The 16,541-nt window shown below is 45.0% G+C and carries 13 protein-coding genes; 11 read left to right on the top strand and 2 right to left on the bottom strand.

What is annotated here, in order from left to right; all coding sequences use genetic code 11:
* Positions 1 to 23: 23 nt before the first annotated feature.
* The 7 genes from ACHKAR_RS15595 (at position 24) to ACHKAR_RS15565 (ending at position 7,911) form a co-directional block, all read left to right on the top strand.
* The gene (locus tag ACHKAR_RS15595) at positions 24 to 737 is read left to right on the top strand and encodes a tyrosine-protein phosphatase (RefSeq protein WP_395418300.1); all 714 of its coding nucleotides are present in this window, start codon (positions 24 to 26) and stop codon (positions 735 to 737) included.
* A gap of 100 nt (positions 738 to 837) precedes the next feature.
* Positions 838 to 2,238, top strand: a complete 1,401-nt coding sequence (locus ACHKAR_RS15590) for a tetratricopeptide repeat protein (protein ID WP_159583332.1) — start codon at positions 838 to 840, stop codon at positions 2,236 to 2,238.
* A gap of 75 nt (positions 2,239 to 2,313) precedes the next feature.
* On the top strand, positions 2,314 to 3,081 hold the full coding sequence (locus ACHKAR_RS15585) for a phosphosulfolactate synthase (RefSeq protein ID WP_159583334.1): 768 nt from the start codon (positions 2,314 to 2,316) through the stop codon (positions 3,079 to 3,081).
* A gap of 37 nt (positions 3,082 to 3,118) precedes the next feature.
* Positions 3,119 to 3,997, top strand: coding sequence for a DUF368 domain-containing protein (locus tag ACHKAR_RS15580; RefSeq protein ID WP_395418299.1), 879 nt, complete (start codon positions 3,119 to 3,121; stop codon positions 3,995 to 3,997).
* Between the two features lie 2 nt (positions 3,998 to 3,999).
* Positions 4,000 to 4,746, top strand: a complete 747-nt coding sequence (locus tag ACHKAR_RS15575; protein ID WP_159583338.1) for a shikimate dehydrogenase family protein — start codon at positions 4,000 to 4,002, stop codon at positions 4,744 to 4,746.
* Between the two features lie 6 nt (positions 4,747 to 4,752).
* Complete coding sequence (gene uvrB, locus ACHKAR_RS15570; protein WP_395418297.1) at positions 4,753 to 6,774, top strand: excinuclease ABC subunit UvrB; 2,022 nt, start codon at positions 4,753 to 4,755, stop codon at positions 6,772 to 6,774.
* Positions 6,775 to 6,849: 75 nt separating this feature from the next.
* A complete protein-coding gene (locus ACHKAR_RS15565; RefSeq protein WP_395418296.1) occupies positions 6,850 to 7,911 on the top strand; it encodes a VOC family protein in 1,062 nt (353 codons plus the stop codon).
* 6 nt (positions 7,912 to 7,917) lie between these two features.
* Here the strand turns inward: ACHKAR_RS15565 and ACHKAR_RS15560 are convergent, their stop codons facing one another.
* Positions 7,918 to 9,462 carry a hypothetical protein gene (locus ACHKAR_RS15560; RefSeq protein ID WP_159583344.1) on the bottom strand — a complete coding sequence of 515 codons (1,545 nt, stop codon included), beginning with the start codon at positions 9,460 to 9,462 and terminating at the stop codon, positions 7,918 to 7,920.
* A gap of 202 nt (positions 9,463 to 9,664) precedes the next feature.
* Between ACHKAR_RS15560 and ACHKAR_RS15555 the strand changes: the two genes are divergently transcribed.
* From ACHKAR_RS15555 to ACHKAR_RS15540, 4 genes are all read left to right on the top strand, one after another.
* Positions 9,665 to 11,185 (top strand): 2-isopropylmalate synthase, encoded by a 1,521-nt coding sequence (locus ACHKAR_RS15555; protein WP_395418294.1) that lies wholly within the window; start codon positions 9,665 to 9,667, stop codon positions 11,183 to 11,185.
* 411 nt (positions 11,186 to 11,596) lie between these two features.
* A complete protein-coding gene (locus ACHKAR_RS15550) occupies positions 11,597 to 14,218 on the top strand; it encodes a fibronectin type III domain-containing protein (RefSeq protein ID WP_395418292.1) in 2,622 nt (873 codons plus the stop codon).
* A gap of 111 nt (positions 14,219 to 14,329) precedes the next feature.
* Entirely contained in the window at positions 14,330 to 14,998 is a 669-nt protein-coding gene (locus ACHKAR_RS15545) for a DUF2461 domain-containing protein (protein WP_395418291.1), read from the top strand.
* 66 nt (positions 14,999 to 15,064) lie between these two features.
* Positions 15,065 to 15,652 carry a hypothetical protein gene (locus tag ACHKAR_RS15540; protein WP_395418289.1) on the top strand — a complete coding sequence of 196 codons (588 nt, stop codon included), beginning with the start codon at positions 15,065 to 15,067 and terminating at the stop codon, positions 15,650 to 15,652.
* Here the strand turns inward: ACHKAR_RS15540 and ACHKAR_RS15535 are convergent, their stop codons facing one another.
* The gene (locus tag ACHKAR_RS15535) at positions 15,653 to 16,525 is read right to left on the bottom strand and encodes a DMT family transporter (protein WP_395418287.1); all 873 of its coding nucleotides are present in this window, start codon (positions 16,523 to 16,525) and stop codon (positions 15,653 to 15,655) included.
* Positions 16,526 to 16,541: the final 16 nt, after the last annotated feature.

The raw sequence follows: 16,541 nt of genomic DNA, 5'->3' as shown, positions 1-16,541 counted from the left end.
TTTGTGGCCAGTTCGGGGAATATATGTTTGGATGGTTTTCTAAGAAAGTAGGGATTGATATCCGGGTTGATATTCATAGTCACCTGTTGCCAAATCTTGACGATGGGGTTCGTGATTTCGATGAATCACTCGAAATTATTCGTGGATTTTCCAGACTTGGCTTCAAAAAACTCATAACTACCCCACATATTTATTCAGATCATTATCCAAATACCCATGACACCATTCTGAAGGCTCTGAGTGAGTTAAAGAGATTGCTTAAGCAGGAAAAGTTGAGCATAGAGGTGGAAGCAGCTGCAGAGTATTACATAGATTCTCACCTGATTGATCTATTAGACGGAAAAGCGCCAATCCTGAGTTTTGGAACCCCGCGATATGTTCTGGTGGAAACCGGATTTCATACCAAGCCCATCATTTTTGATGAGGTCATATTCAAACTCAAGTCCCTTAATTACGTACCCGTCTTAGCCCACCCAGAGCGCTACATGTATTTGGAGGATGATCTGTCATGGTTAAGGCAGATTCGTGAAAAGGGTGTGAGGTTGCAGGTATCAATACCATCACTAAACGGATTTTACGGTTCAAACCCTAAGAGGATGGCGATGAAACTGCTCAAAGAAGGAATGGTGGATTTTTTTGGGTCAGACCTACACAGGAAGAGCCAGATGGAGGGTTTCGAGAAGTCATTGGGGATAAAAATTTCACCTCAAAATGTGCTGAACAATGAACTTATTTGATGGTTTGATTGTGGATAACTTTTCGATATGTGTTGATAAACCGCACTGAATTTTAAAGTATATTGTTTTAACTACAAACAGGCCCTTTTAACTTTTTTATATGCAAGAAGAGTATAAGCGCAAGGAAGAGAGAGAGTTGGTGAGAAAGTTTGAAGCGTTCCTTAAAAACAAGGAGCCATTTTACTTCGACGAAGAGACCTTTCTTCAGGTCATCTCTTATTATCAGAATCATGAGAAATACAATCAGGCGTTAAAGGCATGTGAAGTGGCTTTGGAGCAGTATCCATACTCCGTGGATATGCTGATGGAGCTGGCGGATGTGCTGGTAAAGCTGGATAGACAGGATGATGCGATAGAAAAGCTGGAGGAGGCGCTTAACTATCATCCAAATGACCCTGAGTTGCTAATGCAAAAGGGAACCATTCATTCTTTACTCTCGGAATATCAGGATGCGGTGGAATGCTATCAGAAGACCCTGGATTTTGCTGAGGATAAAGATGAGGTGTATTACAGCATCGGATTGGCCTTTCAGGGGATGGGCAATTATGAGGCCGCTGCGGAAAACTACAAACAAGCCATTGAGTTTAATATGCTCAATGAAAACGCGCTGTATGAACTCGCCTACTGCCTGGACGTGTCAGGCGAACTCGAAAGTAGCCTTGATTACTATCATAAATTCATTGATCAGGATCCCTATTCTGAATATGCCTGGTACAATCTGGGTATAGTCTATAACAAACTCGAGCAGTTTGAAAAATCGATAGATGCCTACGAATATGCGGTGGCTATTGACGATGATTTCAGCAGTGCGCACTTTAATATGGGCAATGCCTACATGAGTCTGGAGCAGTATGACAAAGCACTAAATGCGTATACCAAAACCATGGACATTGAGGGGCCTACCTCGGAAACATATTGTCACATAGGTGCTGCATACGAAAAAATGGAGCAGCTCGAATTGGCCGTAAAAAACTATCAAAAAGCTACAAAGCTCGACCACCTTTATCATGAGGCATGGTATGGTCTGGGTATTTGCCTGGGCCTTCAGGAAAAGTGGTATGAGGCCATTCACTTTCTGAATAAAGCACTGAAGCTCGATGTGGAAAATGGCATTTACTGGAAGGCTGTGGCTGATGCCGAAGCGAAGATGGGCAATATAGTGTCTGCTTTGGAAGCTTATGCGGAAGCGAGTGAGATGGATCCTGAAAACCCTCAGGTATGGCTGGATTGGTCCAATGTTTATTATGAGCAGGGTGACTTTCAACTGGCTCAGGACACCGTAGAGGAGGGACTGGCCGAATGCCCTGATGATGCAGATTTGTTTTACAGGAGTGTAGTGTACCTTATTGAGGGAGGGAAATACAAGATGGCCATCAATCGCCTCGAAACTGCCCTTATTTTAGACTTTGAAGGCCACCTACAGTTGTTTGATTATTTCCCCAACTTGCACACTCAGAAAGCACTGTACAAAATCATCGAACAATACCGAAAAAACAATTAGTGGATCGGTAGGTCATTTTGAGCAGAATTTCTGATTTTTGTGCCTTCTAAAAAATCCCCTGTCAAAACATCTTTTATGAATTACCATTTAAATCAAATACCCTACCGTACGAGCAAGCCACGTAATACTGGTTATACAATGATTATGGATAAAGGCCTCAGTATCAGAGAGGTGGAGGATATGATTGACATATCCGGGGATTTTATCGATATCGTGAAGTTGGGCTGGGCTACATCTTATGTTACCAAGAATTTAAAGGAGAAGCTGGCTGTCTATAAGTCGGCAGGGCTTCCGGTTTACCTCGGTGGGACCCTTTTTGAAGCCTTTATTGTCAGAAATCAGTTCTCAGACTACCAGAAAGTGCTGGATCAGTTTGGTTTAGAGTATGCAGAGGTTTCTGATGGTTCCATAGAGATGAATCATGATGAGAAGTGTGGCTACATCAGTACGCTGGCAAAGCAGGTGACTGTGCTGAGTGAAGTGGGATCGAAGGATGCAGCAAAAATCATCCCTCCTTATAAGTGGATAGAGCAAATGCAGACAGAGCTGGACGCAGGCGCCTGGAAAGTAATCGGTGAGGCCAGAGAGAGCGGGAATGTAGGGCTTTTTAGGGATTCAGGAGAGGTAAGACAAGGTTTGGTGGAGGAGATACTTACCAAGATACCAGAGGACAAGATTTTATGGGAAGCTCCCCAGAAGGCTCAGCAGGTGTGGTTTATCAAGTTGATTGGTACCAATGTAAATCTGGGAAATATTGCCCCGAATGAGGTGATTCCTTTGGAGACCATCCGACTAGGGCTTAGGGGTGATACGTTTGATTATTTTCTCGATAGTCTTAAATAAGAAATATTAGCCACCCCTAGGTGGCTTTTTTGATGGTATGAAAAGAATTGTTCTACTCCTGAAAGGCATGGCCATGGGTGGTGCCGATGTGATTCCTGGTGTGTCTGGTGGTACGATTGCTCTGATCACGGGCATCTATGAAGAATTAATCCACTCTATCAAATCGGTGGATGCTGTGGCGTTGAAACTACTCCTGAAGTTGGATATTAAGGGTTTGTGGCAGCGCATCAATGGTGCATTTTTGGTGAATGTGTTTGCTGGTGTTCTGATCAGCATTTTTTCATTGGCCAAGCTCATTACCTATTTGCTGGAGGTTCATCCTATCCCTGTTTGGTCTTTCTTTTTTGGGCTCATTTTGATTTCGGCATACTTTGTCATGCCCCGCACACGTGGTTGGACGGACTACCTTTCACTATTTGTAGGGGCTGTTCTGGCCTATCTGATTACCTCACTCACACCAGGTGATACACCAGAGGAACTGTGGTTTGTTTTTATTTCTGGGGCCATTGCCATTTGCGCTATGATCCTTCCGGGAATTTCCGGCTCGTTTATCCTTCTCCTGCTGGGGAAGTATGAGTTTGTATTGGGTGCTGTTAAAACCCTTGATCTATCTATAATTGCGGCCTTCGCAGCAGGTTGTGCTGTTGGGATTATTTCGTTCTCTAAGGTTATTCACTGGCTCCTGCTTCATTATAAAGGAGTCACATTATCCCTTCTGGCCGGCTTCATGCTTGGTTCACTCAACAAAATATGGCCCTGGAAAGATGAATCCGGAGATGTTTTCGTGAATTTGAGCCCTAATGACTTCACAGCGGTTACAGATCAACCAAATCAACTATATTTAGCTATTATATTCTTTTCCCTTGGAATCATCATTGTGGGTGGTTTGGAGTGGTTAGGAAAAAAACTAGCTTAATAATGAAAAGATATGGTTTAATCGGGTTTCCGCTAGGTCACTCCTTTTCCCGTGGATATTTTCAGGAGAAGTTCACCCGACTCGGGCTTACTGAAAGTCACAAGTATGACCTCTTTGAGATAGAATACCTCAAAGATTTCCCTGCACTCTGGGAGCGATATCCTGATCTTGTAGGAGTGAATGTCACGGTTCCACACAAGGAAAATATACGTCGGTTTCTGGATCGGCTGGATAGCAGTGCCCATAAAGTGGAGGCAGTGAATGTGGTCAAGAAGGAGGGTAACAAGTTAGTTGGCTACAACAGTGATTTTTTTGGATTCAGACAGTCCATGATTAATTATTTTCAGGGGAACGTGACCTGTGAGAAAGCATTGATTTTGGGCGGTGGCGGTGCTTCCAAAGCTGTAGAAGCCGCTTTTTTGGATTTAGGCATTAAGTACATGGTCGTTTCCAGGGATAAGCACAGAGGTGATCTGGTGTACCAGGACCTGAAAGACGACCCCACTTACGTTTCAAAGGTGGACATGATTGTTAACACCACACCACTAGGCATGCATCCCAATCTGGAGAGCAAACCTGATATTCCTTATGATGTCATTCGGGCCGAACAATACTTGTATGATCTCGTTTATAACCCGGAAGAAACGGCATTCATGAAGGAGGGAAGACGCAGGGGAGCGCGCACCAAAAATGGATTGGAAATGCTGTATGTACAGGCCGATCGAGCCTGGGAAATTTGGAATTCCTAAATCTACATGGATTTTAAGATCAGTTCAGAATATGTGCCTACCGGCGACCAGCCCAAGGCTATTACTCAGCTTACAGAAGGAATCAACAATGGAGAAGGTGCTCAGACCCTACTGGGGGTAACGGGCTCCGGAAAAACCTTCACGGTGGCCAATGTCATCGAGCAGGTACAGAAGCCTACACTGGTGCTTTGCCATAATAAGACCCTGGCAGCCCAGCTGTATGGGGAGTTCAAAAGTTTCTTCCCGGACAACTCCGTAGAATACTTCATTTCCTACTACGACTATTACCAGCCGGAGGCATTTTTGCCTACCACCAACCTCTACATAGAAAAAGACCTTTCTATTAACGAGGAAATCGAAAAACTCAGACTTAGTGCTACATCTGCGCTCCTTTCAGGACGCAGGGATGTTATAGTGGTCGCTTCAGTTTCCTGTATTTATGGTATCGGCAACCCCGAGGAGTTTGGGAAAAACGTCATTAAGGTTCAGGAGGGGGATACCATTCCCAGAAACCAATTTTTATTCCAACTGGTGGATATACTGTACAGCCGCACGGAGGTGGAGTTTAAAAGGGGCACCTTTCGGGTAAAAGGCGACACAGTGGACGTCTTCATTGCCTATGCAGATTTTGCTTATCGCTTTATTTTTTGGGGCGATGATGTGGAATCTATTCAGCGGATAGACCCTCAGACGGGCGAGAAGCTTTCAGAAGAGCGCATTGTGAGCATATTCCCGGCCAACCTTTTTGTTACAGGAAAAGAGTTGCTTCAGGTGGCCATCAGGGAGATTCAGGATGACATGGTAGCGCAGGTTCAGTTTTTCGAAGAGGAGCGTCGTTTTTTGGAAGCCAAACGGCTGAAAGAAAGAACCGAGTTTGACCTGGAGATGATCCGTGAGATCGGATACTGCTCCGGTGTGGAAAATTACTCGAGGTATTTTGACCGCCGTACAGCGGGCGCACGACCTTTCTGTTTATTGGATTACTTCCCGGATGACTACCTGATGATCGTGGACGAGAGCCATGTTACAATCCCTCAGATCAGGGGGATGTGGGGAGGTGATCGGAGTAGGAAGGTAAATCTGGTGGACTATGGTTTCAGACTGCCTTCTGCTTTGGACAACCGACCGCTTACTTTCAATGAATTTGAAAGCATGCTGAATCAGGTGGTGTTTGTGAGCGCTACTCCTAGTGAGTATGAGTTAATCAAGTCTGAAGGGATTATCGTGGAGCAGCTCATCAGGCCCACAGGACTTTTGGATCCTATCATTGAAGTCCGGCCCAGTGTTAATCAGATCGATGACTTGCTGGAGGAAATATGGCTGCGGGTGGAGCGAAAAGAGCGGGTGCTGGTGACCACACTTACCAAGCGAATGGCCGAGGAGCTGACGAAGTATATGAGCAATGCGGGCGTGAAGACCCGCTACATTCATTCAGAAGTGGATACACTGGATCGGGTGGAGATATTGCGTGAGCTGCGTCTGGGGGTTTTTGATGTACTTGTGGGGGTAAACCTGCTCAGGGAAGGACTCGACTTGCCTGAGGTTTCCCTGGTCACTATCATTGATGCCGATAAAGAAGGATTTTTAAGAAATGAACGTTCTTTAGTTCAAACCATTGGTCGGGCTGCCAGGAATGAGAATGGGATGGTAATCATGTATGCAGATAAGATTACGGATTCTATGCAGAGATCCATCGACGAGACCAACAGGCGGCGAAGTATCCAGCAAGCCTACAATGAGGAACACGGAATAGTACCGACAACCATCATTAAAAACAGGGAAGCCATCTTGGGGCAAACCTCTGCGGCGGATAAGAAAAAAGGCGCCAAGAAATATTATACAGGAGATGAAGTGGAGCTGACTGTAGCAGCGGATCCTGTAGTTGCATATATGAATAAGGACCAGTTGAAAAAACTGGCTTCAGATACCCGTAAGCAGATGGAGAAGGCAGCCAAGGATCTCGACTTTATGGAAGCTGCCAGACTAAGGGATGAGATGCTGGAGATCGAGAAAATGTTAAAGAAGTGACTCCAGCCATGAGAGGATTCCGCCCATCAAACCAACAAATTCTGTTATTTTAGCCACCTGAATTATTAAATCGATATGTACAAGCGCATCAATGGCATCCAGCACATCGGAGTAGGTGTTTCCGACTCTGAGGTTTCACAAAAATGGTATCGGAAATTCATAGGAATGGACATTCCTATTTTTGATGGAGTAGCTCCAGCTCCATTGATGGATGTGTACACAAAAAACGAAACCATTACCAAGCGAGCTACCATGATTTTGAACCTTCAGGGTGGATGTGCTATGGAAGTGGTCAATCCTACTTCATTTACCCCACGTCCGCCGGATTTCGAAACTCAGCTAGGTGATATTGGGATCTATATCAATCAGGTAAAAGCACTGGATGTGGAGGCTGCCTATGCTCATTTTGAGAAACACGGAGCCATCCTGCGCTCGGGTATCGTGGACATGCCCGATGGAGGGAGGACTTTTTATGCAGAAGATCCCAATGGTTTGTTATTCCAGATTCTTCCTGGGCGCAACTTCTACACGAAGGGGCATCACATCACCGGTGGGCCAAATGGCTGTGTGATTGGTGTTTCAAACATTGACAATTCACTGAAGTTGTATGCCGATGTATTGGGTTATGATCAGGTGGTCTATGATGAAACTCGTGTTTTCGATGATTTCAAGTCACTTCCCGGGGGCGAGAAATCTTTCCGAAGAATCCGGCTAACACAATCCAATCCTCCCGGCGGAGGTTTTGCCAAAGTGTCTGCTGATACTTACATCGAATTGATTCAGGCCCAGGACTATCAGCCCAGGAAAATTTATAAGGGCCGAATCTGGGGAGATATTGGCTTTGTTCATGTTGGGTTGGATGTTCGTGGTATGAAGGCGCTGGGTGAAGAGCTGGCCACAAAGGGCTTTGGGTTTACCTGCGATACCCGGGATACCCTGGATATGGGTGGAACCACCCGTGTGCACTGTACCTACATAGATGATCCAGATGGCGTGCTGATAGAAATGATCGAGGTGTATAAAATTCCGATCATCGAAAAAATGGGTGTATTCCTGAATGTAGAAAAGCGTGATCCTTTGAAGCCTCTGCCAGATTTTATGCTGAAAGCGCTGAAATTTAGCAGAATAAAGGACTGATACCGCTTAGCTGATCTGACCCATAGCTTTCTCTTTGATGATTTCTCCTACAGGGCGATTTTCAATTTTGCTTTCCAGCCAGGAGATGATGTCGAAATAGACGAACGCCCGCTTGTCGTATTTGCTTTGAGCCAAATTAAGCAGCTGATTTCTGAGCTCAACAAACCCCTGGATCAGTTCCTTTTGGGTGGTCTCTCTGCTCAGGCTTTTCAGGAAAGCCAGGATATACTGCTGAAATGAATGCAGATCGTGTTTTTTGAGTAGAAAGCGATAAGTAGATCGAATGTAGTAATCGATCACGTCGCGGTTTCCCAGCTCATAGTGGGTGATGAGGTTGACGATTCTGGCAAAAGAGTGCACGTCCTGACGAATGTCTTCATCCTCTGAATTGATGATCCGGTTCAGCCATTTGAGGGCCTTCCGGTAATTGGCGTTTCCAAAATAAAGACAGGCAATTTTGTAGAAAAGCACCAGCTCGGAGTGTTTGTCCAGCATACCGATATACCCTTCCAGCCTCTTTTCTATCCGTTGGAGGAGATTGACCCCACGCTGAAAATCACCTACCATGAAGTAGCCGTTGAACTGGTGAGCGTAGCTGTACTTAAAGAGCCTTATTTGTAGATTTTCATTCAGTTTTACTAAACGGTGGTTGGCAAGCTCCCTGAGTCTTCGGTGAGTTTCCTGAAATTCTTCATGCTTCTGTAGCCTCGCCTGTGCATTCAGCAGGTGGTTGAGCCCTTTTAAGTACATTTCAAAATAATAGGCAGAGGTGGGCGGGTAATCAAACAGGCTGACCCATTTTTTGGCATACTCAAAAACCTCATCAAAATCCTGAATAAAACTGTAGTAGCTCAGTTGAATGTCATACCAGAGGAGCCGTTCTCGAAAGGAAAACTCCGACTGATTCCATTCTGGAATTTGGGAGGAGAAGATGTTGCTGATCCTGTCATGGTCCTCTTTGTTTCTGATGTATCCTGTTTTCAGATAGATCGCGCTTAGTTCCACAGAGAGGTTGGTGAGCTGGTTGACCCTGGTTATTTTTTCATTAATGTCATTGGATTCGGCAACCACCTGACTTACGCGTTTTTGATTGCCTTTGCCTATCGAGTAGGGGAGCAGATTTTTCTCCCACTTGAGGACCTCCAGCTGGAGCTCCAGGTTATCACTTTTCTTGATTACTTTCTTGGCTTTCTGTAGGAGCTGCATGCTTTGCTGGTACAGGCTTCTGTCAAAGAGAATCTGGATATAGTCGATCTGCTCACGAATGTTAATGTCCTCGTTGGAGGAGGCAGTGTATTCTTTCAGGCTTTGGAGGATTTTCTTGTATAGATGCGCCTTCAGGTTACTGAACTGGCGTGGGTTGATCCATTCATTTTGCCGAATGATAAGATCTTCATCAAATGCTTCCATTTTGTCCAGGGCATCGAATAACATCAGGTATTTCGCATCGTCCTGATTTTGACCTTTGTTGCGGACTTTGAAGTAGCGCTTTTCATTTTTGCGCATGGATCGGATAAGGGTGAACAAGTGATCTGATCGCTCTTTAGGCATAGTAATTAAAAATACGTTTTATATGCAATTTAGGCTGATTTGATCTGAATTGGTATAATAGAAATCGTAATTAAAAATTTATTTGATTTTTGGCTTCACCAGTTCCCCTATACTTTCGGGGAGTTAAATCAATGTGTGAATGCACGGCCAGCGGAGGAAACCTTTCCTCAAAGCATCTTGAGGCCTTTTTAAATAAGATATCATGAGTGATAAAGTATATGTGTTTGATACTACCCTGAGAGATGGCGAGCAGGTCCCTGGTTGTCAGTTGTCCACTCCCGAGAAAATTGAAGTGGCGAAGGAGTTGGAGATCCTGGGTGTGGATATCATAGAGGCGGGCTTTCCGATTTCCAGCCCCATGGATTTTAACTCGGTCATCGAGATTTCCAAGGCCGTTTCTTATCCTATTATTTGTGCACTCACACGCTCTGTAGAGAAAGATATAGACTTTGCGGCTGACGCCTTGAAATACGCCAAGCGTAAAAGAATACACACAGGTATAGGCTCTTCCGATTACCATATCAAATACAAATTTAAGAGTGACAGAGAGAAGATATTGGAGCGAGCTGTAGCTGCTACCAAATATGCCAAAAAGTACGTGGAGGATGTAGAGTTCTACTGCGAGGATGCCGGACGTACTGACAATGAGTACCTGGCCCGAATGGTGGAAGCGGTGATCAAAGCCGGGGCTACAGTGGTGAATATTCCTGACACCACGGGCTATTGTCTGCCAGAGGAGTATGGTGCCAAAATCAAATTTTTGAAAGAAAACGTGAAGGGGATTGACAATGCGATTATTTCATGTCATTGTCATAATGACCTGGGGCTGGCTACTGCCAATACCATGGCAGGTGTACTGAATGGCGCCCGACAAGTGGAAGTCACCATCAATGGTATCGGAGAGAGAGCAGGTAACACTTCTTTGGAAGAGGTGGCTATGATCCTGAAAACGCATAAGGATGTGGATCTGCACACCAACATTGACAGCAAACACATCTATGCGTTGAGTCTGCTGGTGAGCAAAATGATGAGAATGCCGGTGCAGCCAAATAAGGCCATTGTGGGCAGAAATGCTTTCGCGCATTCTTCCGGTATTCACCAGGATGGCGTGATTAAGCATCGAGAAAATTATGAAATTTTGGATCCTGAAGACGTGGGTATCCCACAGTCATCCATTATTCTCACCGCCAGAAGTGGCAAGGCCGCATTGAAATATCATTTGGACAGACTGGGCTATTCTCTGGAAGAGGCTCGGGTGGAAGAGGTCTACGATGACTTCTTGAAAATGGCTGATGCCAAAAAAGACGTGACTGATGATGATCTGATTATTTTAATAGAAGGATCGCTGCCAGAGGGGGGTATTAAGCTGAAAAATGTTCAGATCATTTGTGGGGAGTCTGTGTTTCCTTCAGCCACAGTAGAGTTGGAGGTTAATAAAGAGATCATTCATGCCTCGGCCACAGGTACGGGATCCATTGATGCCGCTTTCAGGGCGGTGGATGAAATATTGGGAGAGGTGTTTGATATGGATGAATTTTTGGTGCAGTCTATGGGTAATAGAAATGATGATGGCAAAGTGCACCTGCGTGTGAAATATCAGGATCAGCATTATATGGGATTTGGTGTTCATAAGGACATCATCATAGCGTCAGTCAAAGCCTATGTCGACGCTATTAATAAGATCACTTCAGTAAAGAGTAAAGTGCTCAAGGCAACCGCGTAAACTAGTAGAATCTAAATATTCCAGTCCTCGTTTGGCCCTTCACAGTTTTGTGAAGGGCTTTTTTTGTTATTGACCAATCTGGTCAAGCGGGATTGAAATGCACATGTTGGTTGCTGATTAAATGGAGTATTTACACTTCTTCAAAAATTGTCAATATTCAGAAGGAAATTTTATGTCTTATTGTTAAAAATGTAAGGATATATTGTAAGCAATATAAAAATGGGCATAAACATGGAGATAGTTTTGGTATTGTGAAAGGAAATTCTGTTTCTTTGACGCGCTTGAACGTGACCAATCTGTGACAGACGAATCTCTTTCGGCACCCACCCAACCAGCATAGTAAGTTGACACAGTGACTGATTTTCGCGAGTCAGAATCTGTGAGTTTTTCACATTTAAAACCTAATTCATTATGCGAAAACTATTACTTACAGTGGGTACAGTCCTGCTTATGGCGTTTACAGTAAACGCCCAGAATCAGAGGTTATGTGCCTCAGATGAAGTTTTTGAAAGGCAAAATGCCAATCCGAAGACCCTCGAACTTCGTAAAAATGTCGAGGAGCATACCAGAAACTTCCTGGCCAAGGGAGGTAAAGCCAACCAGCGCACCGGAATTTTGAATATCCCGGTTATCGTGCATGTTATTTACAATAACTCACAGCAGAATATTTCTGACGCCCAAATTCAGTCTCAGATTGATGTGCTTACAGAGGATTTCAGAAAAATGAATGCTGATGTGAGTCTTACTCCTTCAGAGTTTGCACCATTGGCATCTGACATTGAAATAGAATTTTCTTTGGCACAGATCACCAGAAAGTCAAGCTCGAAAACTTCCTGGGGAACTAACGATGCTATGAAATCATCCGCTCAGGGCGGAGTGGATGTAGTGAGCCCTGATGAATACCTGAATATCTGGGTATGTAATATCGGTGGAGGTATCCTGGGTTACGCACAGTTTCCTGGAGGGCCAAGTTCTACAGACGGAGTGGTCATTTCGCCACAGTATTTCGGAAGCATTGACCGACAGGGTGCTGGCGAAAACTTTTACCTTAGTTCTCCTTTTGATCTGGGAAGAACAGCTACCCACGAGGTGGGACACTACCTCAACCTGAGACATATCTGGGGTGATGGTAACTGTAATGCAGATGATTTTGTGACGGATACGCCTACAGCAGGTGGGGCCAACTACGGTTGTCCAAGCTATCCATCAAAGTCTTGTACTAACAATGGTGGATATACCAGCGACATGTTCATGAACTACATGGACTATGTAGACGATGCCTGCATGTACATGTTTTCTGCAGGACAGAAAGCACGTATGGATGCCATTTTTGAGCCAGGAGGATCGAGAGAAACACTTGGGACCTCTACTGGTGGTTGTACATTAGCTGCTCCATCAGGATTATCGTCTTCAAATATTGGTGACAACAGCTTCACCTTATCATGGAGCAGCGTTTCCGGAGCTACCGGGTACGACGTAAGTGTAGATGGGACTGTGACCAGCACATCCGGTACTTCTACTACCATTACTGGTCTCACTCCCGGCACTACGTATACCACCAAAGTAAGATCTAAGTGTGCCAGTGGAAGCGGCGCTTACTCTGCTAACCTGATGGTAACTACCACGGGCAGCAATTGCAGCACTGGACCAGTAACGCTTTCACTTACGTTGGATAACTACCCATCTGAAACAAGCTGGACCCTTAGCAAAGATGGTTCTACTGTGGCTTCAGGAAGCGGTTATAGTACCAGCGGCCAGACTGTCACTGAAGTATTCGACTTTGGTAGTGGTAGCTATTCATTTACCATCAATGATTCTTACGGCGATGGTATTTGCTGCTCGTACGGAAACGGTTCTTATTCATTGACAGATGCCAATAGCACTGTGATTGTATCAGGAGGAAATTTCTCAAGTTCTGAGAATACCAGCTATTGTGTAGAGGGTGGAGGACCTGCCCCTGATACTCAGGCGCCAACAGCACCTGGATCCCTATCAGCATCTAATGAAACTCAGACCTCAGTGGATTTGAGCTGGAGTGCTTCATCGGACAATGTAGGTGTGACTGGCTACGATGTATTTGTAGATGGTAGTTTGGATGGCAGTACCACAGGTACGTCCTACTCCGTAACAGGATTATCATCTGCGACTACTTATTCACTTTCAGTGAAAGCAAAAGATGCTGCTGGTAACATGTCGGCTTCCAGTACGGTTTCGGCTACTACACTATCTTCTGGTGGCGGAGGCTCCAACGTACTGCTGTCAAGTTATTTCGAATCAGGATGGGATGGTTGGTCTGATGGCGGCAGCGATGTAGCCAGATACTCAGGTACCAGGTCCTATGAAGGTTCTTATAGCATCCGACTGAGAGACAACTCTGGTACCGCATCAGCAATGACATCTGGTGCGATGAACGTAAGCGCTTATGACCAGATTTCAGTCGAGTTTTATTTCTATGCCTATAGCATGGAAAACGGTGAAGACTTCTGGGTGAGGTATTACAACGGCAGCTCATGGAGCACGGTGGCGACCTATGCCCGTGGAACCAACTTTGACAATAACACTTTTTATGTGGCTACGGTGACCATAGATGCTTCCAACTATGCTTTCCCAAGTAATGCGCAGATAAGATTCCAGTGTGATGCCAGTGGCAACAACGATCAGATTTACATTGACGCTGTGACGGTAACAGGTATCAGTGGTGGTGCCAAGTCTGCTGGTAATTCCATAACCGCTCTGGATATGGAGCGAAGAGTGGTTGAAGCAGACAATGGCATTGACATTGACGGATTCAATATGTATCCTAACCCCACCGTAGACCGAATATCCCTGATGGTGGATGTGGATGAAGATGCTGAGGTACATATGGTCATTCATGATGTACAGGGCAGAGTGATTCTCAAAAAAGCATGGAACGGACTAGAAGGTGTGACCAAGCTGGATGTGGACGTAAGTTCACTGGAGAAAGGGCTCTATTTTGTCAGAGTGAGTGATGGTAATGGATTAAATGATATCCAGAAACTGATTAAGAGATAATACTTCTTTAATACAATGGTAGAAAGCCGGCTCAAGCATTTGAGCCGGCTTTCTTTTTTAGGTAGTGATTGATTTTTAGATATCTTCGGGGAGTAAAAACGAAAAACGCGAATGCCCATATCTAATGCCAACTTCCGGTTTCTGAATGAGCTGAGTCTCCACAATAACAGGGAGTGGTTTGCCGAGCATAAACACGAATATGAAGTCTTCCATGAGGAAGTGAAAAACCTGGCAAAGGATGTAGAAGTGCTGATGAATGAGCACGATTTACTAGCCGGAGGCAGAGTCTATCGGATATACAGAGATGTGCGTTTTTCAAAAGACAAGACACCTTTCAAGGATTATTGGGCCGGGAGCTTTCGCAGGGCTACAGCACTTCTAAGAGGTGGGTACTATTATGAGATTGCCCCGGGAAGATCCTTTGTAGCCGGTGGTTTTTTCGGCCCGAACCCCTCGGATTTGCTGCATATCAGGAAGCAAATCAGCCAGGAGCCTGAGCCACTATGGGAGGTGCTTAATCAGAAGGAGTTCAAGCAATATTTCGGAGAGTTAAAGGGAGATGCCGTCAAGACCTCACCCAAGGGTTTTTCTATTGACGATCCGGCCATTATGCTCATCCGGCAAAAGCAGTTTGTGATAGAGCATTATTTCACCGATGAGGAAGTGCTGTCACCTGATTTTCCTGAAACCATAAATAGCGCCTTCAGAGCGATGAGGCCTTTTTTGGACTATATGAGCGAAATCCTCACCACGGACTTGAATGGAGAATCAATAGTATAATTTTTTGTTGTTGATCAAATTTTCTCCGGTGATGCCTAATCCGGATCGTTTGTTATATAAAAGCTTATGAAATACACTTTTACCCTTCTCGTATCAATCGCTTTTGCGATCATGGTTTCCGCCCAGGAGACTCCGTCAAATTCATATGAAGAAATTCCTGATTACCCGGCCGAATTTACAGCAGAGACGGTAGTGGCCCGAATGGTTGACGGTTTGGGATTTAGGTACTATTGGGCTACGGAAGGTCTACGGTTTGAGGACCTGTCTTTTCGCCCTGGTGATGAAGCCAGATCAACGCGAGAAACTTTGGAGCATATTTTCAGTCTCACACTGGTGTTGGTGAATTCCACTCGAATGATCCCGCATAGCTCACAAGAGGTTACGGATCTGTCATTTGAAGAACTGCGAGCCCAGACCTTGGCAAATATTGCGGAAGCCAGCCAAACCCTGAAAAGTGAAGGAGCCAGGTTGGAGGACTTTCAGGTTATTTTTCAGCGGGGTGAAGCGCAAACAATTTTTCCCTTTTGGAATCAGATCAATGGCCCCATTGCCGATGCATTATGGCATGTGGGACAGGTAGTGTCATTCAGGCGTTCATCAGGCAACCCTTTGAACCCGAATGTACAGGTATTCACAGGTACTGTGAGGGAATAGTCAGTTTCGCTTTTGAAATATTGATTTCAGGCTTTCGGTCACCACGGTCAGAAAGATCAGTGATCCACCTATATAAGTGCGGCCAGCAGGAATCTCATTAAGTACCAGAAAACCTAGTAGGATGCCTAACAGCGGGGTGAGTGCGCTGATCACACTCACAGTACTCACCGTGAAATGTTTGAAACTAAGGACAAGAAGTGTGTGACCTGTAGCCGTCGTGAATAGGCCCAGAATCAACAATGCTTCCCAGTCTGTAGAGAGTTGTGCAGGCTCAAATTCAAAACCAAATAGAACTGGCCAGAGGAATAACGAAATAAAGAGCAGCTGATAAAACATCAGGGTAATGCCTGATTGCTGAGCCACACGCTTCTTCATGAGGATGTTTCGTATAGAGTAGCAAAGGGCAGAAAAAACCCCAATAGCAATCCCCAATGTGTGTTCATTTTCAAAACTCAGTTCAGGAGCTAATAATGCCACACCCACAAAGGCCAGTATCCCCAGAGCCAGACTACTTTTCTGAAAGGGAATTTTCAGCATGACGGGCTCCAGAAATGCCGTGATTACAGGGTAGGTAAACAAGGAAAGCATACCTATTGCGACGGTGGAAAGTTTCAGGGAATAGAAGTAAGATACCCAGTGGCCAGCCAGAAGCAGGGAGCTGCCAAAAAGAAGCCAAAAATTCTTGCGATTGCCAATACGTAAGTCAAACTTCCCTACTTTCAGCACAATAAAGAGGGCAACAGCGCCAATAATACATCTCAGCCAGATGGTAACCGGTGGGGGAAGTTCAATATATCTGCCAAGAGTGCCGGAGCTGGACATGATAAAAATGGCCAGTCCTAGCTGGAGTAAGTGAGCGAGTTGCTGATTCATGCGGGCCAAAGGTAAG

It is taken from the genome of Marinoscillum luteum, from assembly GCF_044005705.1.
GTDB classification, from domain to species: Bacteria; Bacteroidota; Bacteroidia; order Cytophagales; family Cyclobacteriaceae; genus Marinoscillum; species Marinoscillum luteum.
This window is presented reverse-complemented; position numbering and strand designations above follow the sequence as displayed.